Source organism: Inquilinus limosus DSM 16000, assembly GCF_000423185.1.
In the GTDB taxonomy this organism is placed as follows: domain Bacteria; phylum Pseudomonadota; class Alphaproteobacteria; order DSM-16000; family Inquilinaceae; genus Inquilinus; species Inquilinus limosus.
This window is the reverse complement of record NZ_KE383987.1, coordinates 142,024-162,971: the sequence shown is the minus strand read 5'-3', so window position 1 is coordinate 162,971 and position 20,948 is coordinate 142,024. Positions and strand designations below refer to the sequence as shown.

Genomic DNA, 20,948 nt, shown 5'->3' with positions numbered 1-20,948 from the left:
TCCGGATGCCGCCCGTCTGGCACGACGACGATCGCTCGCCGAACTACGCCCATCTGGCGGCGCCCTTCGCCGACACCGTCTTCGCCGCGGAGGCCGGGACCTTCGAGACGCTGTGCCGGCTGTCCCGCTTCCGGCCGCGCGGGGCGACGATCCTGTTCGGGCTGCGCGGCTGCGCCCTGGCCGAGCCCGAGACGGCCGGCCTCTGGCGCGATGAGCTGCGGCTGTGCGAAGCACGGCCGGATCACCGGGTGCCGCGCTGCGTCCTCGGGATCTGGGACCGGCCGGCGGGGCGGCTGGCCGCCTGGTCCGGCTCGACCGTCCCGAACGCCGACTACATGCGCCGCCAGGCCGAGGCGCCGGACCAGCGCATCGCCAACATGCTGGCGCCCGGGCTGCACCCCTATGTGGTCGGACCGCATGTGCCTGCCGGCCGGCCGGCGGAGGAGGGGGCGTTCCAGCTCGACCGCACCGTCGAGGTGCCGGTCTGGCGCTCGCCCGACGCCGCCGGCTACGACCTGTCCGGCCGCTTCGACATCTGCGCGCCGGAGGACAACATCCACGCTGCCGGCTGGCCGGGCGATGGTATCGAGTTCTCCTCCGCCGGCTGTCAGACCCTGCCGGGCCGGCACCTGCCGCCGGCCGACCCGACCGGCTCCTACGCCGCCTTCCGCCAGGCGGCCGGGCTCAGCCCCTGCCCGGATCCGGCCGACACCGGACTCTGTTTCGACTATCTCCTGCTCGCCGGCCGGCATCTGCGCCTGGTGGCGGAGCGGGCCCCCGGCCTGGCCCGGTTGATGCCGGGGTCGAGCGGCCATGAGGTCCGGCTGCTGCAGGACGCCTTCATCGATCTCGGGCTGATCCCGGACTGGGGCTTCACTGCCGGCATGTTCAACGGCTTCACCGCCAAGGCGCTCTACGACTGGCAGGCCGCCTCCGGCCGGGTCGCGGACGGCGTGCTGCGGCCGAGGGAGGCGGAGGCGCTGGGCTTCACACTCGGCTGATCAGGCCTGGGCCGCGGCCTCCAGCGCGACCGGGCGGAAGTTGGCGAAGTCCCAGTGCCGGCCCGGCGCCGCCTCGAACAGCTGGCGGGTGTAGTCGTCGCGCGGCCGGCGCAGCACCTCGGCCGCCGGCCCGATCTCCACCACCCGGCCCTGGCGCATCACCGCCACCTCGTCGCAGATCTGCGCCGCGACGCGCAGGTCGTGGGTGATGAACAGGATGGCGATGCCGAGGCGCTCCTGGATCTCCTCCAGCAGCACCAGCACCTGGGCCTGGACCGAGACGTCGAGCGCCGAGACCGCCTCGTCGGCGACCAGCAGGTCCGGCTCCATCGCCAGCGCCCGGGCGATGGCGATGCGCTGGCGCTGGCCGCCGGAGAACTGGTGCGGGAAGCGGTCGAGCGCCGTGGCGTCGAGCCCGACCAGCGGCATCAGCCGCCGCGCCCGCTCCAGCGCCTCGGCGCGCGGCAGGCCGAAATTCATCGGCCCCTCGATCAGGGTGTCGGAGATGCGGAGCCGCGGATTGAGCGAACGGTAGGGATCCTGGAACACGATCTGCGCCCGGCGGCGATGCGGCCGCAGCTGCCGGCGCGACAGCCCGGCGACGTCGGTGCCGCCGATCCGGATCTCGCCGGCCGAAGGCTCGATCAGCCGCATGACGCAGCGCGCCACGGTCGACTTGCCCGAACCGGACTCGCCGACGATGCCGAGGGTGCGGCCCGGCGCCAGGCGCAGCGTCACCCCTTCGGCGGCGGCGACCTCGCGCGTTCGGGCGAGGCCGGAACGGCTGCGATAGGTCTTGCCCAGGCCGACCGTCTCCAGCACCGGCGGGGCGGATACCGGAGCGCGCGGCGCCCGCGGCACCAGGCTCGGCACCGCCGCGATCAGCTCGCGGGTATAGGGCTCGGCCGGCCGCCGCAGGATGTCCTGCTTGCCGCCGGTCTCGACCAGCCGGCCGCGCCGCATCACCACGACCCGGTCGGCGATCTCGGCGACCACGCCCATGTCATGCGTGATGAACAGCACGGCCGTGCCCTGCTGCTCCTGCAGCTCGCGGATCAGGCTCAGGATCTGGCGCTGGGTGGTGACGTCCAGCGCCGTGGTCGGCTCGTCGCAGATCAGCAGCCGCGGCCGCAGCACCAGCGCCATGGCGATGACGATGCGCTGGCGCTGCCCGCCCGACAGCTGGTGCGGGTAGGAGGCGAAGATGCGGTCGACCTCCGGCAGATGCACCTGCCGCAGGATCTCCAGGATACGGCCCCGCCGCTCGGCGGCGCCGAGCCCGGTGTGGGTGCGCAGCACCTCCTCGATCTGGCGGCCGACGGTGGCGACCGGGTTCAGCGCCGTCATCGGCTCCTGGAACACCATCGCCATGCTCGTGGCGCGCAGGGCGCGCAGCCGGGCCGGCGAGGCCTGCAGCAGCTCCTCGCCCTCGAGGTGGATCGACCCGCCGGCCGGCTCCAGCGCCCGGCGCGGCAGCAGCCCCATGGTTGCGAGGGCGGTGACCGACTTGCCGGAGCCGCTCTCGCCGACGACGCAGACGGTCTCGCCGGCATGGACCTCGAGCGACACGTCCTCGACCACGCGCGGCATGCCGGCCGGGCCGGCGATGCGGACGGCGAGGTTGCGGATCTCCAGGACCGCGGTGTCGGAAGCGTCCGGCATCTCAGCCCCTCTTCGCCATGCGCGGGTCGAGCGCGTCGCGCAGCGCGTCGCCGACCAGGTTGACCGACAGCACGGTCAGCGACACCAGCAGGCCCGGCCACAGGATCAGCGTCGGCTTGACCAGGAAGTAGTTGCGGCCCTCGGCGATGATGTTGCCCCAGGTCGGGATCTCCGGGCTCAGGCCGGCGCCGAGGAAGGACAGGATCGACTCCGTCAGGATCGCCGAGGCGCAGACATAGGTGCCCTGGACGATCAGCGCCGGCAGGGTGTTCGGCATCAGGTGCCGCCACAGGATCCGGGGCAGGGAGGTGCCGGCGGCGATCGCGGCCTCGACATAGGGCTCCTCCCGCGCCGACAGCACCACCGACCGCACCAGCCGGACCACGCGCGGGATCTCCGGGATGGTGATGGCGACCAGCACGGTCCACAGCGTGGCGCCGGACAGCGCGACCACGGCGATGGCCAGCAGGATGTTCGGGATCGCCATCAGCCCGTCCATCACCCGCATCACCACCGCGTCGACGACGCGGAAGAAGCCGGCCACCAAGCCGATGGCGAGGCCGATGACGACGCTGACCGCGGCGGCGCCGATGCCGACCACCAGCGACACCCGGGCGCCGTAGACGATGCGGGAGTAGACGTCGCGGCCATAGGCGTCGGTGCCCAGCCAGTGCTCCCAGGTCGCCGGCTTCAGCCGCATCGCCGGGGCCATCGCCGCCGGGTCCTGGGTGAACAGCAGCGGCGCGAACACCGCTCCGAGGACGATCAGCGCCAGCACCAGTGCGGCGAGCAGCGTCGGCAGGTTGGCGGTCAGCGCCGCGGCCGCGGCCTGGACCGGGCCACGCTGCGGCAGCTCCAGGGGTGTGTCGGCGGCCATCAGTAGCGGATCCTCGGGTCGAGCGCGGTGTAGGCGAGGTCGATGACGAGGTTGACCGCGACATAGACGAAGGAGGTCAGGAGGATCACCGCCTGGATCACCGGATAGTCGCGCGCCAGCACCGCCTCCACCGTCAGCCGGCCGATGCCGGGCAGGTTGAACACGCTCTCGGTCACCACCACGCCGCTGATCAGAAGGGCGATGCCGATGCCGATCACGGTGACGATCGGCACCGCGGCGTTGCGCAGCGCATGGCGGAACAGCACGGCGCGCTCGCTGATGCCTTTGGCCCGGGCGGTGCGGACATAGTCCTCGCCCAGCACCTCGATCACGCTGGTCCGGGTGATGCGGGCGATCAGCGCGATGTAGACGAGGCTGAGCGTCATCACCGGCAGGATCATGCGCTGCAGGAAGGGCCACAGCCCGTCGGCCAGGCTCTTGAAGCCCTGCACCGGCAGCAGCTTCCACTCGATCGCGAACAGCAGGATCCAGAGATAGCCGACGACGAAGACCGGCACCGAGAAGCCCAGAACCGAGACCGACATGGTGATGCGGTCGACCCAGCCGCCCTGGCGCCAGGCGGCGAGGGTGCCGAGCGGCACCGCCACCGCCACGGCGACCAGGATGGTCAGGACGGCCAAGCTCAGGCTCGGCTCCAGCCGCTGCCCGACCATCTGCAGCACCGGCACCTTGGAGATCAGCGAGACACCGAGGTCGCCGTGCAGCAGCCGGCCGATCCAGCCCACGAACTGGGTGGAGAGCGGCTGGTCCAAGCCGAGCGCCGCGCGGATGGCGGCGAGCTGCTCCGGCGTCGCCTGGTCGCCGGCGATGATCGCCGCGGGATCCCCGGGCGTCAGCCGCAGCAGCAGGAACACCACCAGCGCCACGACCAGGATCACCGGCAGGGTGGCGAGGATGCGGCGGGCGAGATAGGTCAGCACGGCGCGCCCGTCCGGCTACTCGGCCTTGTCGATGTTCCAGAAATATGGGGCGGGGCCCTCCAGGACCCCGGTTAGCGCGGTCCGCCAGGCAGTCGGGACGCTGTACTGGCCGAGCGGCAGGTACATCACCTCGTCATAGACGTGCTTCTGCAGCTCCTCGGCCAGCGCCTTCTGCTCGGCCGGGTCCTGGCTGCGGGCGAAGCGGGCGCGCAGTTCCTCGGCCCTGGCGTCGGTCGGCCAGCCGAACCAGCCTCCCTTCGGCCCCTTGCCGTTCAGGGGGAAGCTGGACAGCGGATCGGCCATGTCGAAGGTGACGAAGTTGGTGAAGAACAGATTCCAGCCGCCCTCCTTCGGCGGCGCCTGGCTGGCGCGGCGGGTGACCAGCGTTTGCCAGTCCATCGCCTGCATGTCGACATTGAATCCGGCCTCGCGCAGCGACTGGGCCGCGACGTTGGGCTGGATGCTGACGGTCGGGACGTCGGTGGGCGCCATCAGCACCACCGGCGTGCCGTCATAGCCGGCCTCCTGCAGCAGCTGCTTGGCCTTGACCATATCCGGCTGCACCGCGCCGGCCTCGCTGGCCAGCACCGTGCCGCAGCCATAGATCGAGCCGCAGAGCTGGTAATATTCCGGGTTGCCGGTCATCGCATCCATGAAGTCCTTCGGGTTCAGCGCATAGAGCGCCGCCTGGCGGATCTTCTTGTTGTCGAAGGGCGGGTACAGGAAGTTCATCCGCCCGATGTTCTGGAAGCCCAGCTTGTTGGCGATGCGGACCGCGATCTCGTCATTGCCCTCGAACAGCGGCAGCAGATCGACCGGCACCTGCTCGTAGAAGTCGATCTCGCCGGTCAGCAGGGCGTTGGCCGCGGTCTGCTGGTCGCTCATCGCCACCCATTCGACCCGGTCGACCTTGACGACCTTGCCGCCCGCCGCCCAGCTCGCCGGCTCGGTGCGCGGCACATAGTCCGCGAACTTGGCGTAGACCGCCTTGACCCCGGGCTGGAACTCCTCGGTGACGAAGCGGAAGGGGCCCGAACCGGTGTAGTCGGTGATCGGCTGGTCGGCCGGCGTCTCGGCGACCCGCTTCGGCATCATGAAGGGGACGATCGAGCTGGGCTTGCCCAGGGCCTGCAGCACCAGGCCGTAAGGCTCCTTCAGGGTCAGGACGATGGTGCGGTCGTCCTTCGCCTCCAGCGACGCGGTCTTCTCCAGCAGCAGCTGGCCCAGCGTGTCGCGCTGGCCCCAGCGGCGCAGCGAGGCGACGCAGTCCGCCGCCGTCACCGGCTGGCCGTCATGCCATTTCAGCCCGTCGCGCAGGGTGAAGGTGTAGGTCAGGCGGTCGTCGGAGACGGTCCAGTCCGCCATCTGCGGCTTGATCTCGTAATGCTCGTCCATGGCGACGAGCGTGTCGTAGATCATGTAGCCATGGTCGCGGGTGATGTAGGCGGTGGTGATGATCGGGTCCAGCACCCGCAGAGCCGAATGCAGCACCGCCGTGATCGTCTTGCCCTCGGCTAGGGCGGGCGTCAGGGGCGCGGCAATCGCCGCAAGCGAAAGCGCCGCGATGCGGGCGAGCCTCGACAGGCCAGCCAAGGAGAAGTTCATGCTGAAGCCTCCACATTTATTCTAATTTATCGGATTTCTTTCGCTTCACGCCGCCGAATTCTGATTCCGCGGGGAAGTCCGCTATTGCCGGACGAATGATGGGAAGGGAGTACGCGCGAAGTCAACAGCTTTCGGCTTCACCGCGCGGTGCGCGTGCGTCACCATCCGGGGTATCCCGGCGGGTTTCCGCCGCGGCGGCAGCGTCTAGATTCATCCGAGACTGGCGAGACGCTCGATGAAGGCGCTGCAGTTCCTGGCCATCGTGCTGACCGCCCTGGCGCTGGTTCCGGGCGGCGCGCATCTGCTGGCCATGCCGAACAAGCTCGGCATGGACGCGACCGCCTATTTCACGGCCCAGGAGATCTATCGCGGCTGGGCGCTGCTCGGCACCGTTCTCATCGCGGCGCTGGCGGCGGATCTCGCCATGGCGATCGGCGCGCGCCGGCAGCCCGGGCCGTTCCGGCTCGCCCTGATCGGTACCCTGTGCCTGGCCGCCACGCTCGCGGTGTTCTTCCTCTGGACCTATCCCGCCAATCAGGCGACGGCGAACTGGACCGCGGTTCCTCGGAACTGGGCGGAACTGCGGCTGCAATGGGAATACTCCCACGCCGCCAATGCGATCCTGACCTTCATCGCCCTGTGCCTGATCACGCTGTCGGCGCTGCGCTGGCGGTCCGGTTAGGGCGCTCCGCTCTTCAGCACCAGCGGCGACAGGTCGGTGATCTTGTCCTTCAGCGCTGCCGCCAGCTCGGCCGGGCAGGGGGTGCCGACGCCGGGCAGGTTGCACACGCGAAGGTCGTCGATATCGGCGCCGCCCTCGGCGATCTGGGCGGAGGAGAGGGGGATATGCGCCTTGTCATAGGCGGCCAGCGGCCAGATCCGGCGGGCGACATAGATCGCCTCGCGGCCGACGGCGATGTGCAGCAGCTGCATCTCGCCCTGGCCGTCGCTCTTGCGCCGGGTGCAGCCGAGCGCGGTGCGCACGGTGCCGGCCGGGTCGGTCCGGACCTGGCCTTCGACCACGTCGTCGCAGTCCGGCTTCAGGGCCTCGACGCTCTCGCGGATGAAATCCGCCGGGTCGCTGCTGCCCAGCCCGCCGATGCGGGTCACGGTGATGCTGCCGTCGGCGGCCTCGGCCGGGTCGGCGGGGCGCCATTCGACCACGGTGGTGCTGCCCTCGACGCCGGCGAAGCTGCGGCTCCAGCCCGGCGGCACGGTCAGGGCCAGGATCTCGCCGTTGCCGCCGGGGACGATCAGCGTGCCGCCCGTCTCCGCCGCGGCCGCGCCGGACGCCGCCAGCGCGGCGGTCAGCGCCAGCGCCGCGCCTCGAACCATCACTCGCATGGGTTTGCCTATCCTGCCTCGGCGGCGGGGACGACGAAGCTGTCCATCACCCGCTTCTCGCCGGAATGATCGAAGGCGATGGTCAGCTTGTCGCTGTCGACGCTGCGGACCTCGCCATAGCCGAACTTCTGGTGGAACACCCGGTCGCCGACATTAAAGGCGCGGGCCGGGCGCGGCCGTTCCCGCACCTCGTAGCCGCTGCCTTCGATCGTCACCGGGGCGCGGCGCATGAAGCCGGTCTGCGCGGGCGCCGTCCACAGCCGGGTCGGCGCCGCCTCGACGAAGCGGTCGCCGCCGAAGCCGGTGTCCGAAGTCACCTCGACATGCGCGTCCGGCAGCTCGCCGATGAAGCGCGAGGGCAGCGCCGTCTGCCACTGGCCGTGGATGCGGCGGTTGGCGGCGGCGGAGACATAGGCGCGGCGCTTCGCCCGGGTCAGCCCGACATAGGCCAGGCGCCGCTCCTCCTCCAGCGCGGCGATGCCGCCGTCGTCGAGGGCGCGCTGGTTCGGGAATACCCCTTCCTCCCACCCCGGCAGGAAGACATGGGCGAACTCCAGCCCCTTGGCCGCGTGCAGGGTCATCAGCGTCACCTGCTCGCCGCTCTGGCCAGACTCGTTCTCCATCACCAGGCTGACATGCTCGAGGAAGGCCTGGAGGGTCTCGAACTCCCCCATGGCGTTGATCAGTTCCTTGAGGTTGTCCAGCCGGCCGGCGGCCTCGGGCGACTTGTCGGCCTGCCACATGGCGGTGTAGCCGCTCTCGTCCAGCACGGTCTGGGCGACCTCGACATGCGAGGCCTGCTCCAGCATCCGGCGCCAGCGCTCGAAATCGCCCATCAGGACACGCAAGGCGCCGCGCGGCTTCGGCTTCAGCTCGTCGGTCTCGATCAGCCGCAGCGTCGCCTCCGTCAATGCCACGCCCTGGGCGCGGGCGACCCGGTACAGCAGCTGGACGGTGGCGTCGCCCAGGCCGCGCTTCGGCACGTTGACGATGCGCTCGTAGGCCAGGTCGTCGTCCGGCTGGGCCACCACGCGCAGATAGGCGATGGCGTCGCGGATCTCCTGCCGTTCGTAGAAGCGCGGGCCGCCGACGACGCGATAGGGCAGGCCGAGGGTCAGGAAGCGCTCCTCGAACTCGCGCATCTGGAAGCCGGCGCGGACCAGCACCGCGACCTCGTTGAGCGGCACCTTCTGCTGCTGCAGCCGCTCGATCTCGTCGCCGACCCAGCGCGCCTCCTCCTCGCCATCCCAGACGCTGCGGACGACCACCGAATCGCCGCCCTCCGCCTCGGTGAACAGGGTCTTGCCCAGGCGGCCCTGGTTGTGCGCGATCAGCCCGCCGGCGGCGCCGAGGATGTGGCTGGTGGAGCGGTAGTTCTGCTCCAGCCGGATCACGGCGGCGCCGGGGAAGTCCTGCTCGAAGCGCAGGATGTTGCCGATCTCGGCGCCGCGCCAGGAATAGATCGACTGGTCGTCGTCGCCGACGCAGCACAGGTTGCGGTGCTTCTGGGCCAGCAGGCGCAGCCAGAGATACTGCGAGACGTTGGTGTCCTGGTACTCGTCGACCAGGATGTAGCGGAAGCGGTCCTGGTACTCGGCCAGGATCTCCGCATGCTCCTGGAAGATGGTCAGGTTGTGCAGCAGCAGGTCGCCGAAATCGCAGGCGTTCAGCGTCCGCAGCCGCTCCTGATAGGCGATGTAGAGCTGCAGCATGCGCCCCTGGGCGACCTCGCCGGCATCGGCCGGCTTCAGCTTGGCCGGGGTCAGGCCGCGGTCCTTCCAGCGCTCGATCACGCCCAGCAGCACCCGGGCCGGCCAGCGCTTCGAATCGATGGCGTCGGCCTCGATCAGCTGCTTCATCAGCCGGATCTGGTCGTCGGTGTCGAGGATCGAGAAGTTGGAGCGCAGGCCCACCAGCTCGGCATGCCGGCGCAGGATGCGGGCGGCCAGGGCATGGAAGGTGCCCATCCACCAGCCCTCGGTCGGGGTGCCCAGCAACTGGGACACGCGCTCGCGCATCTCGCGGGCAGCGCGGTTGGTGAAGGTGACGGTCAGCACCTGGCTCGGCCAGGCCCGGCGGGTCGACAAGAGATGCGCCAGCCGGGTGGTCAGCACCCGGGTCTTGCCGGTGCCGGCGCCGGCCAGCACCAGCACCGGGCCGTCCAGCGTCTCGACCGCCTGGCGCTGCGCCGGGTTCAGGTTCTGCAGATACGGCGGCTCGAAGCCGGCCGGCATGTTCCGGGAAAGTTCGACCATGCGTCTCCTATAGCATGACCGGCCTGCATCGAAACGCTCGGCGTCCGGTTGACGCAGGTTGGGGACCCGTCGAGGATCGCCGCAACCCCGAACCGAGACCTGCCATGACCGACCTCGTGATCCGCCCCGCCGAGCCCCGCGACGCCAAGGAGATCCTGGCGATGATCACCGAGCTGGCGGTGTTCGAGAAGGAACCGGACGCGGTGCTGGCGACTGAGGCCGACCTCTTGCGCGACGGCTGGGGGCCGAATCCGAAGTTCGAGGCGCTGATCGCCGAACGCGGCGGCCAGGTGCTGGGCTTCGCCCTGTTCTTCTCCAGCTACTCGACCTGGGAGGGGCGGGAGGGGATCTATCTCGAGGACCTCTATGTCCGCGACGCCGCCCGCGGTCTCGGCGTCGGCCGGGCGCTGGTGGCCCGGATCGCCAAGCTGGTGGTCGAGCGCGGCGGCAAGCGGCTCGACCTCTCGGTCCTGACCTGGAACCCGGCGCGGGACGTCTATGAGCGGCTCGGCTTCGAGCACAAGTTCGACTGGACCGGCTATCGCCTCAGCGGTGAGGAGCTGGCGGCACTGGCGAAGGCGGATATCAACGGCCCGAAATATTGAGCCGTCATGGCGAGGCGCGCAGCGCCGTGGCCATCCAGGGGCCGGTGTGAGCGGCCCTGGATGGCCACGGCGCTGCGCGCCTCGCCATGACGGAAAGGGGTCGGAGAGTCGAACTCAAAGACCGCTGGTATGAATTACCTGGGCTACCGGTTCCGCTGCCGGAAATACTCGAGGATGATGCAGAGGACGACCGGCACCAGGTTGAGCGCGACAATCGTCCCGGCCAGGCCGGTGTCGAGATAGAGACCGAACGACAGCGCCCCCTGGAACGGGTCCAGGCCGATGCCGTAGGACGGCGTGATCGACATCGCTGTGGCGCCGGCGACCAGCGTCACCGGAAGCCGCGCGATCATGTGGAAATGATAAGCGAAGCCGGCGGTGTAAAGGATCGGGATCTGGCCGGCCTGGACCAGCAGCGACAGGGAATAGCCGAGGGCACGGCGTCTCCACAGCAGGGCGCCGGCGACGATGCAGAGCAGCATCATCAGGGTGGCGGCCAGGATCACCAGCCCCTGCGTCAGCGAGGGGATCGATCCGCCGTCGCGATAGAGCCGCGAGCCGATCTCCGTCAGCCCGGCGAGACCGCCGAGGATCTGGATGGCCGCGATGATCCGGTCGAGGGGAAAAGCAAGGTGCCGCGTGGGGCGGTCGGTGCTGGTCATCGGTTTGCTCGGTTCGCTCTTCGGAGGGCCATGCCCCGCCAGGTTATTCGCACAGCCCGATCGAGCCCTCGGCGCAGATCTTGACGCCGTCGGTCCAGGTGGCGCCGGACAGGTCGGCGTCGCGGAACACGGTGCCGCGCAGCTCCGCCCCGGTCAGGATGGCGCCGCGCAGCCTGGCGCCGACGAAGCGGGCGTTGCGCAGGTCGCTCTTGCTCAGGTCGGCGCCGGTCAGGTCGGCATCGGTGAAGTCGGTGTTGGTCAGGCGGGCGGAATCCAGCTTGGCGCCTTGAAGGGAGGTGCGGATGAACTTGGCGCCGTAGGCCTCGGCGCCGGTCAGGATCGCCCCGTCCATGATGGCGCGGGTCAGGCTGACGTCGCGCAGCTGGGCGCCGGTCAGGTCGACGCGGCTCAGGAGGCGCCCATCCTGCAGGCAGCGCCGCCAGTTCACCTCCGGCGCCGCGGCATCGGTGCAGCCGGCCCATGCCGCCGCAGCCGGGCCGAGCAGCAGGGCGATGGAGAGAGCGAGGGCCCGGGCGACTCGGGAACCGAAGGATGCGACCGACATGGCCGGACAGTCTCCGATTCCTACGACTCAGCGCAAGCGCCTGAGAGTCACATGGATTTGCCGACCGGGCGGACGATCCGGCGCTGCCGCTCGCGGAAGGCGATGAACAGGCTGGAGCCGACGATCACCGCGGTGCCGACCAGCTCGATCGGGGTCGGGAACTCGGCCCAGATCAGCAGGCCGAGGCCGAGGGCGAAGACCAGCGAGGCGTAGTCGAAGGGCGCGATCACCGAGGCCGGGGCCAGCTGGTAGGCCTTGGTCATCAGGATCTGGGCGATGCCGCCGAGGAGGCCGACCGCGACCAGGATCGGAATGTCGATCAGGTCCGGCCAGACGCCGATGAAGGGCAGGGTGGCGGCGCCGGCGACGGTGCCGGACAGGGTGAAGTAGAAGACGATGGTGACGTTCGGCTCGGTGTCCGCCATCTTGCGGATCGAGATCATGGCGAAGGCGGTGGCCAGCGCCCCGCCCAGCGCCACCAGGGCACCGAGCGAGACGCCCGTGGCGGGGCTCGGATGCACCACCAGCAGCACGCCGATGAAGCCGATCACCACGGCGCTCCAGCGGTAGATCCGCACCGTCTCGCCGAGCAGCGGGATGGCGAGCAGGGTGATGAACATCGGCGCGGCGTAGCCCAGCGCCGTCGCGGTCGCCAGCGGCAGCATGCCGAGCGCGGTGAAGCCGCAGAACATCGACAGGAGGCCGGAGCCGGAGCGGCGCAGATGGCCGCCCAGCCGCTCGGTCCGCAGCACCCGCCAGCCGCCGAGGCGATGCACCAGCCACAGCACCGGGATCATGGCGAAGAAGCTGCGGACGAAGACGATCTGCCCGACCGGGTACTGGTCGCCAAGCTGCTTGATCAGCGCCGACATGCAGGTGAAGAGGGCGGCCGAGGCCAGCTTGTAGCCGATGGCGGGCAGGATGGAGGCCGGGGCCGCTTCGTCCGCGGACCCTTTCGGTTCGGCCTGAGAGATCGTCATCGGAAACGGGGCCCGTTGCGGCTCGGTCGTTCCCTAAGACTTACGCCGGACGAATCGCCAGGGCCATGGACGATCGCGCCGGGTCTGCCATGCAAAGCATTTTCGGATAAGGATGCGCAGGTTGGGCTCGCGGTCCGCGGCCCAACCTGCGCCGCCGGGCTTATTCCCCGGTCCAGCCCTTGTAGTCCTTGACGTTGTCGCGGGTGACGAGCGTCGAGGGGATCAGTGTCGGGTCCTGCGCCGGCTTCTGGCCGTTGAGGATGCCGACGCCCTCCTGCACCGCCTTGCGGGCCATGAAGAACGGGTCCTGGGCCGAGGAGGCCTCGATCAGGGTGTTGCCCTCGAGCGCGGCGACGATGTCGGGCGCGCCGTCGACCGAGGTGATGACGATGCCGCTGCGGCCCAGCTGCTTGGCCGCCAGGTCGGCGCCGATCGCGGTCGGGTCGTTGATGGCGAAGACGCCGTCGATCTTCTCGAACCGGGTCAAGAGGCTCTGCATCACCGCCAGGCCGCCGTCGCGCGACCCCTTGGCGTCCTGGTCGGCCGAGAGGATCTTCAGGTCCGGCAGCTTGTCCCAGACGTTGTGGCAGCCCTTGACCCGGTCGACCACGGCCGAGACCTGGGGGCCGTTGATGATGACGACGTTGCCCTTGTTGCCGAGCTTGTCGGCGATGTACTTGCAGGCGATCTCGCCGGCCTGGACGTTGTCCGTCGTGACCGTGGCGTCGGCGCCCTCGGCCGCGGTGTCGACCGCGACCACGGTGATGCCGGCCGCCTGCGCCTTCTTGATTGCCGGCCCGATCGCCTTCGGGTCGCCCGGGTTCAGCAGGATCATGTCCACGCCGGCGGCGATGAAGTTGTCGATCTGGGTGAACTGCTTGCCCAGGTCGTAGTCGTAGCCGACGGCCTGGACCTCGACATCGGGATTGGTCTTCTTCGCCTCGAACTCGGCGCCCTTGGCCAGGGCGACGAAGAACGGGTTGCCCATCGAGCCGAGCGAGACGCCGATCTTCTTGAGATCCTTGGCCTCGGCGGCGCCGACCGAAAGCGCCAGCGCGACGCCGGCGAGCAGGACATGTTTCAGCACGTGGATCCTCCCCTGGTCTCGAATGATGGAGCCGGCGGGACGACCAGAGATCCCGCCGGCCCGGGAACCTCAGGTGCGGGCCGATCCCTGCAGCCGCAGCCGGTCGAGCGCGACGGCGCCGATGATGATCAGCCCCTTGATGATGTACTGCCAGACGTCGGGCACGCCGACCAGGATCAGCCCGTTCGACAGCACCGCGATGATCAGCGCGCCGACCAGCGTGCCCCAGATCGAGCCGATGCCGCCGACGAAGGAGGTGCCGCCCAGGATCACCGCGGCGATGGCGTCGAGCTCGTAGCTGACGCCGAGCTGCGTGCCGTTGGCGGCGTAGAGCCGGGCGGCCGACATCACCCCGCCGAGGCCCGCGAGCAGGCCGGAGACGCCGTAGACGAACAGCAGCACCCGCCAGACCTTGATGCCCGACAGCCGCGCCGCGTCCGGGTTGCCGCCGACCGAGTAGATGTGCACGCCCAGCACTGTCCGCCGCAGCACCAGCCAGGACAGGACGATCACCAGGAAGGCGATGATCACCAGCCAGGGCACGCCGAAGAGGGTGCCGTTGCCGATGAAGTCGAAGGGCAGGGACGGGTTGAACACGGTGGTGTCGTCGCCCAGGAGGCGGGCGATGCCGCGCACCGCGGTCAGCGAGCCGAGCGTGACGATGAAGGGCGGCAGCCGCAGGAAGGCGATCAGCACCCCGTTCGCCAGGCCGAAGCCGAGGCCGCAGAGCAGGCCGAAGACGATGCCGAGCATGCCGGCGTCGGGGATCAGCGACCCCAGCACCGCGACCATGGCGGCGGCGGCCAGGATCGAGCCGACCGACAGGTCGATGCCGCCGGTCAGGATGACGAAGGTCATGCCGGCGGCCAGGACGGTGTTGATCGCGGCCTGCTGCATCACGATCGACATGTTCTGCCAGGAGGCGAAGCGTCCCCCCTCGCTCATGAAGTAGAAGGCGACGCACAGCAGGATCAGCACCGGCAGCATGCCGAGGGTGCGGATCAGGCCCTGGATCATCAGCCGGCGTTCGGCGTCGCGGTTGACGGCGGAGGTGGCGGCGTTGTCGGCCATGGATGACGATCCCTTACTGGACAGTGGCGGCGGCGGGGTCGGAGATGCCGGTGGCGAGGGCCATGATCGCCTCCTGGGTCAGGGGGCGCCCGGAGGCGCCGCCGACCTCGCCCTCGATCCGGCCCTCGCGCATGACGAGGGCGCGATCGGCGACGCCGATCACCTCCGGCAGCTCCGAGGAGATGACGATGACGCCGATCCCGGCCCTCGCCAGCCCGTCGATGATGCGGTAGATCTCCGATTTGGCGCCGATGTCGACGCCGCGCGTCGGCTCGTCGAGGATCAGGATGCGCGGCTTGGTCTCCAGGAGACGCGACAGCAGCACCTTCTGCTGGTTGCCGCCGGACAGCGCGCCGACCGTGACCTCGGGGTTGGCCACCCGGATCTTCAGCGCGGCGATGGCGTCGCGGGCCCGGAGCTTGGCGCGGGCGCGGTCGAGCACGCCGCCGGCCCGGGCGTCGGTGCCGCAGACCACGAGGTTGATGTTGTCCTGCACCGACATGTCGAGGAACAGGCCCTGGCCCTTGCGGTCCTCGGTCAGGTAGGCGATGCCGGCGGCGATGGCGTCGCCCGGCCCGTGGATCCGCAGCGGCCTGCCGTCGAGGCTGACCTCGCCGGCGGTCTTCGGCTCGGCGCCGAAGATCAGCCGCGCCAGCTCGGTGCGGCCGGAGCCGACGAGGCCGGCGATGCCCAGCACCTCGCCCTCGTGCAGCTCGAAGCTGCAGCCGCGCACCCGGTTGCCGTCGGCGATGTCGCGCACCGCGAAGATCACCCGGCCGCGGCTCTGATGCGCGTCGTGCTCCTTCTTGTAGAAGCCGGAGATGTCGCGCCCGACCATCATCTTGACCAGGGCCTCGGCGGACAGGCCGTCGCGGTCCAGCGTGCCGACATAGCTGCCGTCGCGCAGCACCGAGACGCGGTCGGACAACTCGTAGATCTCCGACATCCGGTGGCTGATGTAGATGATCGCCAGCCCTTCGGCCCGCAGGCGGCGGATCAGCTCGAACAGCCGGTCGGTCTCGCGCGCCGACAGGGCGGTGGTCGGCTCGTCCATCACCAGGATGCGGGCCTGGGCGTGGATGGCGCGGGCGATCTCGACCAGCTGCCGCTCCGCGATCGACAGCGCGCCGACCAGCGTGGTCGGACGGAAGCTCGCGCCCAGCCGCTTCAGCACGTCCTCGCAGCCGGCCAGCATCGCCTTGCGGTCGACGAAGGGGCCGGATTTCGGCTCGCGGCCGAGATAGATGTTCTCCGCCACCGTCAGATTGGGCGACAGGCTGAGTTCCTGATAGATCACGGCGATGCCCAGTCGCTTGGCGGCGAGCGGCCCGTCGATCGTGACGTCCTTGCCGTCGAGGCGGATGGTGCCGCCGGCATCGGCCTGGTAGGCGCCGGACAGCACCTTCATCAGGGTCGACTTGCCGGCCCCGTTCTCGCCCATCAGCGCGTGGATCTCGCCTGGATAGACGGTCAGGTCGACCCGGGTCAGCGCCTTCACCCCCGGGAAGGTCTTGGAGATGCCGCGCATCTCCAGGACCGGCGCGGGGGCGGCGTTAGTCTGCGGCTGCAGCATGGTCGCGCCATCCTCTCTCGTCGGCGCTGCGGGTCAGGATCGAGGCCCGCGGCGAGAAGCTGAAGAACATCGGCAGGCTGGCAGCGCCGATGGCGCCGGCATCGCAGCCGAAGGAGCCGTGCAGAAGGCGCGGCGGCTGGCCGGCCTCCGGCACGGTGGCGGCCAGCCGCGCCTGCAGCCGGCCGATCAGGGCGTCGATCAGCCCGTCGTCGATATCGGCGTCGATGATCACGCTGCGCACCTCCAGCAGCGCGGCGGCGGACCAGATCGCGTCGGTCAGGGCGTCGACGCAGTCCTCGACCCATTCCGCGACCGGCGGCCGGGCGGCGGCGATCGCGGCCTTGAGGTCGGCACGGCCGCCGCCCGGCAGGCCGTGGAAGGCGAGGTGGCGCGACAGCGCGTTCAGCGAGGCGCGGGTCAGCAGGATGTCGCGGCCGTCGGCAGCGGGCGGGGCCGAAGCCAGCCGGCCGGGTCCGACCGGCAGCATCGCGACGTCGCCGGCATTGCCGGTCGGGCCGCGCAGGCAGTCGCCGCCCAGCACCACGCCGCCGCCGATGGCGGGGCCGATGAACAGATAGAGGAAGTCGTCGATGCTGCGGCCGATGCCGTAGAACAGCTCGGCCACGGCGGCGGCGGTGCCGTCGTTCTCGCCGAACACCGGCAGGCCGGTCGCCTCCTCCAGCATCGCCGCGAAGTCGACCGTGTCCCAGGCGGCGAAATCGGCCGGCGGCAGGTCCAGCTGGTGCAGCCAGGCGCCGAGATTGTAGGGCTGGGCCAGGCCGATGCCGGCCAGCTTCGGCCGGTCGGCGGGGGCCAGCACGGCCAGCAGCTCGGTCACGTCCTGGCGGGCGATGCGCAGCGCCTCGGCCGGGGCGGGCAGCAGCCCGTCATGGCTGCGGCGGGCGATCACGGCGCCGCCGAAATCGATCAGCACCGCCTCCATGCTGCGCCGGTCCAGCCGCACGCCGACGCCGTAGGCACCTTTCGGCGCCAGCCGGTACAGGGTGGCGGGCTGGCCGCGGCCGCCATCGTGGCGCTTGCCGAGCGAGACGATCAGCCCATCGGCCTCGAGCTGGGCGATGATGCCGCCGATCGCGGTGTTGGTCAGTTCCGCCAGCCGGGCCAGCTCGGCCTTCGACGCCTGGCCGGCGCGGCGCAGGGTCTGCAGCACCAGCCGCTCGTTGTAGCGGCGGAGCTGGACCGAATTCGTGCCGCGGCGGATGGCGGACCGGCGCACTTCCTGACTTCCTCCCGGGCACTTGGTCGAGATTAATTGAACGTGGTGGAATTAATCCCGATGCGCCGTCCGCGTCAAGGGACATCTCCTCTCGTTTTCATATCGGTCCGCGACAGGAGCTTTCCGCCGCTGAAACAATCGTATCGAGAGCTAAGCGGTTGCTCAAGATCGTGGGCGGGGACGTCGGCTGGCTCCCTATCGGCGGAACCCGGCATGTCATCGACGCGGCACGAGGCCAGCGCCTCGATCAGCCCCGCCGTCTCTCCGCCATCAGACACACCGCCAGGACGCAGCACAGCAGGCCGAGGGACGATGGCAGCCCCTGATGTCCGATCAGCTGCATCGCCGTCCCTGTCGCGGGCGAGCCGACGATGCCGCCGATGCCCCATACGAAGGCGAAGGCCGCGTTGCCGGCGATCAGGGTTCGACCGGTGAAACGCTCGCCGAGCTGTATCAGTGACACGGTGTAGATCCCGAACGAGACCCCGCCCCAGGCGAAAACCAGCGGCCAGACGAGCCACGAGTCGAAGATCGCCGGCAGCAGCAGGCAGCCGGCCAGCGAAGCCAGGGCGCAGAACAGCATGGCCCGCGTCGAGCCGAACCGTTCGGCCGCGCGCCCGAGCAAGATCTGCAGCACGGCATTGCCGGCGATGAAGCAGGCGATGAGCGAGGCGATGCGCTCCTCGGCGCTGCCGAGCGCGGCACCATAGACCGCGAACAGGGACAGCAGGGTCTGCTCGAAGGCGGCTGCGGCGAAAACCGCGAACAGCAGGAGCGGCGCCAATGCGAAGAAGCCGCCGACCGATGTCGCCTCGCCGTGATGCGGCATCTCCGGCAGGCGCGGCACGACCGCCAGCACGATCAGGCCGCAGAGAAGGAAGGCCACGATGCCGATCGTGAAGGGCGGCCAGCCCTGCGTGCCGACCAGGCCGAGCGACAGCGGGCCGATGGCGAAGCCGCCCGAAACGACCGATGAATAGAGGCCCATGATGCGGCCCCGGCGCGGCGCTGGCGTGATCGAGATCAGCCAGGTTTCGCTGATCACGTAAAGCGGATTGGCGAAGAAGCCGAGCAGGAAGCGCAGCGGCATCCAGGCCCAGATGTCCTGCGTCCAGGCGATCGCGGTCAGGGCGAGCGCGGCCAGGATCGAACACAGGATCGCAAGCCGCGCCCCGCCCACGCGCCGCGCCAGCGCCGGGACGAAGGGCGCGGATACGATGAAGCCCAGCGGCGTCATCGCCGCCGACACGCCGATCAGGCCGGGCGTCGTCCCCTGCCGCTCCAGGATGATGCTGAGCAGCGGATAGGTCAGCCCCTGTGCCACGGCGAACACCGTGACGGTCGCGATGATGCCGGCCATCGCGGCCCATGGCATCCGATCCTCTCGCGGCGATGTCGCGCTTTCGGCCGTCATGGGGACTTCGAAGCAGGTTATTCTTGCCAGAAGGGCTTGGCGATCTCCGCCTCGACCTGCCGCCTCGTCAGGCCGATATCGTCGATCAAATGGGGATTGGCCTTCGACATCAGCTCGAGTTTCCGGCGAAGGCGTATCCGCCCGCGCCAGGTCGCGATCATGCTCCACAGGGCCGTCAGGCCGTGGCGCCGACGCGACGCGTCCGCCGGCCCCACGGCCCTTCCCGGCCACGGTGCACAATGCGGGGCCGACCCGAGGGCGGGAGTATCGTTCATGGTAACCTCCACACGGGTTGAAGGTCCGAGCGGCCTGAAGGAGGATGAATTCTGCAGCAGACGAACAGCGCCGTAATTAAGCTCTCCCAAATAATTCCCAAAAACTTCCAAAAGGCCTATGGATGCCCGAATGCAGGGATCGCGCTTTGCCTTTGGTCCGTTCGTGCTGGATTCAGGTGCGGGAACGCTCCTTCGGAACGGCATCCCCGTCGCCATCGGCCACCGCGGGCTGCAGCTGCTGACGGCGCTCGTCGGGCGGCCCGGAGAAATCCTGGGCAAGGCGGAGCTGATGGACGCGGCGTGGCCGGGCATGGCCGTCGAGGAAGGCAACCTCACCGTCCAGATCGCGCAGCTGCGGAAGCTGCTGGGTCCGGCCGCCGACGGCGGTGAATGGATCGCCACGGTTCCGCGCGTCGGCTACCGCTTCACGGGAGCCGTCGAACAGCTCGGCGGCGCGAAGCGACACCTTTTGCTGCTGCCCGACAAACCGTCGATCGCCGTGTTGCCCTTCGTCAATCTCAGCAACGATCCCGAGCAGGACTCCTTCGCGGATGGGCTGACCGGAGACCTGATCACCGACCTGTCCAGAAACTCCGGCCTGTTCGTCATCGCCCGCAACTCGGCCTTTGCCTACAAGGGAAAGGCGATGGACGTGCGCGGAATCGCGCAGGATCTCGGCGTGCGCTACCTGCTGGAGGGGAGCGCGAGACGCGCCGCGGGGCGCGTGCGCATCAACGCGCAGCTGGTCGACGCGGTGAGTGGCGATCACCTCTGGGCGGAACGCTTCGATCGCAGCCTGGACGACATCTTCGCCGTCCAGGACGAGGTCACCGGCAAGATCGTGGAGGCGTTGCTCGGCCGGCTGCGCGCACCGCCGCCGCGCAATCGGCCCAGGAATCTCGAGGCCTACGATCTCTGCGTGCGGGCGCGCAAGCTGATGGATGATTCGCCGCAGACGGCGCGGGAAGCGCATCTGATGCTCACGCGCGCGGTTTCGCTCGATTCGGGGTATGCCGAGCCCTATCGCTGGCTTGCCGTGAACCATTGGATGGGATGGGTGCATTCCGGCGGGCCAACCGAATCGTCCCGCAGCGTTGCTTTGGAACTGGCGCGCAAAGCCGTGGCGATCGATCCCAATGATGCCGGCTGCCGCTGGGTGCTGGCTTACCTGCTGGCCTATGCGCGCTGCTTCGCCGAAGCGGATGCGGAATTCGCCAAGGCGATCGAGCTCGACCCGAACGAGGCCGATGCCTGGGCGGCATTGTCCGACATCGCGGTCCTGGCCGGACGGGTCGAGGAGGGGCTCGAGCACATCCGCAAGGCGTTCCGGCTGAACCCGTTTCCGGCCAGCTGGTACTATCTGACGCTCGGCCAGGCGCAATATGCGGCCGGCGACTACGAGGCCGCTGTCGAGACGCTGCGCAGGGACGAGACCTATCGCACCAGCTCACGCCGTTTCCTGGCGGCAAGCCTTGCCCAGCTGGGCCGGCTCGACGAGGCACGTGCGGAGGTCGAGCTGTTCCTCGTCGGCAACCCGCATTTCACAATCCGCCACTGGGCCGCGGCGGAGCCGTTCCGCGACGCCGCGACGCTCGGGCATTTCGTCGACGGCTTCCGCAAGGCCGGTCTTCCGGAGTGACGCGCTGGCGTGGCTTGGCAACGGCCCTTGGTTGTGCCCCACCGGCGGGAGAATGTCCGGTCGGAGGAGACCGGAAGGCCGAACGTCAGCGAGGTGACAAAGCGGACGCGCTCACGCGTTTCGAGCGTCGTCGCCGGTCTGCGTGGTCCTGATCA

Annotated in this window: 18 protein-coding genes; 4 read left to right on the top strand and 14 right to left on the bottom strand. The window is 69.7% G+C overall.

Going from position 1 to position 20,948, the window contains the following annotated elements:
* Window positions 1-5: 5 nt before the first annotated feature.
* Window positions 6-1,001, top strand: coding sequence for a peptidoglycan-binding domain-containing protein (locus tag G537_RS41465; protein ID WP_051249470.1), 996 nt, complete (start codon window positions 6-8; stop codon window positions 999-1,001).
* Here G537_RS41465 and G537_RS0133840 read toward each other — a convergent pair whose 3' ends face one another.
* The 4 genes from G537_RS0133840 to G537_RS0133825 are packed head-to-tail and all read right to left on the bottom strand — an operon-like array spanning window position 1,002 to window position 6,086.
* Window positions 1,002-2,663 carry an ABC transporter ATP-binding protein gene (locus tag G537_RS0133840; RefSeq protein ID WP_026873804.1) on the bottom strand — a complete coding sequence of 554 codons (1,662 nt, stop codon included), beginning with the start codon at window positions 2,661-2,663 and terminating at the stop codon, window positions 1,002-1,004.
* A 1-nt stretch (window position 2,664) separates the two neighbouring features.
* On the bottom strand, window positions 2,665-3,540 hold the full coding sequence (locus tag G537_RS0133835) for an ABC transporter permease (RefSeq protein ID WP_026873803.1): 876 nt from the start codon (window positions 3,538-3,540) through the stop codon (window positions 2,665-2,667).
* Window positions 3,540-4,481, bottom strand: coding sequence for an ABC transporter permease (locus G537_RS0133830; RefSeq protein WP_026873802.1), 942 nt, complete (start codon window positions 4,479-4,481; stop codon window positions 3,540-3,542). Before G537_RS0133830 ends, G537_RS0133835 begins: the two co-directional genes overlap by 1 nt.
* A 15-nt stretch (window positions 4,482-4,496) precedes the next feature.
* Complete coding sequence (locus G537_RS0133825; RefSeq protein WP_051249469.1) at window positions 4,497-6,086, bottom strand: ABC transporter substrate-binding protein; 1,590 nt, start codon at window positions 6,084-6,086, stop codon at window positions 4,497-4,499.
* Window positions 6,087-6,321: 235 nt separating this feature from the next.
* On the opposite strand from G537_RS0133825, the gene G537_RS0133820 reads away from it, so the two are divergent.
* Entirely contained in the window at window positions 6,322-6,768 is a 447-nt protein-coding gene (locus tag G537_RS0133820) for a hypothetical protein (RefSeq protein ID WP_034853924.1), read from the top strand.
* On the opposite strand, the gene G537_RS0133815 is transcribed toward G537_RS0133820, so the two are convergent.
* Window positions 6,765-7,430, bottom strand: coding sequence for a hypothetical protein (locus G537_RS0133815; protein WP_155888903.1), 666 nt, complete (start codon window positions 7,428-7,430; stop codon window positions 6,765-6,767). The genes G537_RS0133820 and G537_RS0133815 overlap by 4 nt on opposite strands.
* Window positions 7,431-7,438: 8 nt before the next feature.
* The gene (locus G537_RS41460) at window positions 7,439-9,685 is read right to left on the bottom strand and encodes an ATP-dependent helicase (protein WP_051249468.1); all 2,247 of its coding nucleotides are present in this window, start codon (window positions 9,683-9,685) and stop codon (window positions 7,439-7,441) included.
* 104 nt (window positions 9,686-9,789) lie between these two features.
* Between G537_RS41460 and G537_RS0133805 the strand changes: the two genes are divergently transcribed.
* Complete coding sequence (locus G537_RS0133805) at window positions 9,790-10,290, top strand: GNAT family N-acetyltransferase (RefSeq protein WP_026873798.1); 501 nt, start codon at window positions 9,790-9,792, stop codon at window positions 10,288-10,290.
* Window positions 10,291-10,433: 143 nt separating this feature from the next.
* Here the strand turns inward: G537_RS0133805 and G537_RS0133800 are convergent, their stop codons facing one another.
* From G537_RS0133800 to G537_RS0133765, 8 genes are all read right to left on the bottom strand, one after another.
* Window positions 10,434-10,952, bottom strand: coding sequence for a hypothetical protein (locus G537_RS0133800; protein ID WP_026873797.1), 519 nt, complete (start codon window positions 10,950-10,952; stop codon window positions 10,434-10,436).
* 43 nt (window positions 10,953-10,995) lie between these two features.
* Entirely contained in the window at window positions 10,996-11,517 is a 522-nt protein-coding gene (locus tag G537_RS0133795; protein WP_051249467.1) for a pentapeptide repeat-containing protein, read from the bottom strand.
* Between the two features lie 47 nt (window positions 11,518-11,564).
* Window positions 11,565-12,497 carry a DMT family transporter gene (locus tag G537_RS41455; RefSeq protein WP_051249466.1) on the bottom strand — a complete coding sequence of 311 codons (933 nt, stop codon included), beginning with the start codon at window positions 12,495-12,497 and terminating at the stop codon, window positions 11,565-11,567.
* A 160-nt stretch (window positions 12,498-12,657) separates the two neighbouring features.
* Complete coding sequence (locus G537_RS0133785) at window positions 12,658-13,584, bottom strand: ABC transporter substrate-binding protein (protein ID WP_026873795.1); 927 nt, start codon at window positions 13,582-13,584, stop codon at window positions 12,658-12,660.
* Window positions 13,585-13,653: 69 nt separating this feature from the next.
* Window positions 13,654-14,655 (bottom strand): ABC transporter permease subunit, encoded by a 1,002-nt coding sequence (locus G537_RS0133780; RefSeq protein WP_026873794.1) that lies wholly within the window; start codon window positions 14,653-14,655, stop codon window positions 13,654-13,656.
* A gap of 13 nt (window positions 14,656-14,668) precedes the next feature.
* On the bottom strand, window positions 14,669-16,228 hold the full coding sequence (locus G537_RS0133775) for a sugar ABC transporter ATP-binding protein (protein ID WP_034853922.1): 1,560 nt from the start codon (window positions 16,226-16,228) through the stop codon (window positions 14,669-14,671).
* Window positions 16,209-17,465 carry an ROK family transcriptional regulator gene (locus G537_RS41450; RefSeq protein WP_034853919.1) on the bottom strand — a complete coding sequence of 419 codons (1,257 nt, stop codon included), beginning with the start codon at window positions 17,463-17,465 and terminating at the stop codon, window positions 16,209-16,211. Before G537_RS41450 ends, G537_RS0133775 begins: the two co-directional genes overlap by 20 nt.
* Before the next feature lie 247 nt (window positions 17,466-17,712).
* On the bottom strand, window positions 17,713-19,047 hold the full coding sequence (locus G537_RS0133765) for an MFS transporter (RefSeq protein ID WP_211230611.1): 1,335 nt from the start codon (window positions 19,045-19,047) through the stop codon (window positions 17,713-17,715).
* A 237-nt stretch (window positions 19,048-19,284) separates the two neighbouring features.
* Between G537_RS0133765 and G537_RS0133755 the strand changes: the two genes are divergently transcribed.
* Window positions 19,285-20,793, top strand: a complete 1,509-nt coding sequence (locus G537_RS0133755) for a winged helix-turn-helix domain-containing tetratricopeptide repeat protein (protein ID WP_026873790.1) — start codon at window positions 19,285-19,287, stop codon at window positions 20,791-20,793.
* The last annotated feature ends 155 nt before the right edge of the window (window positions 20,794-20,948 follow it).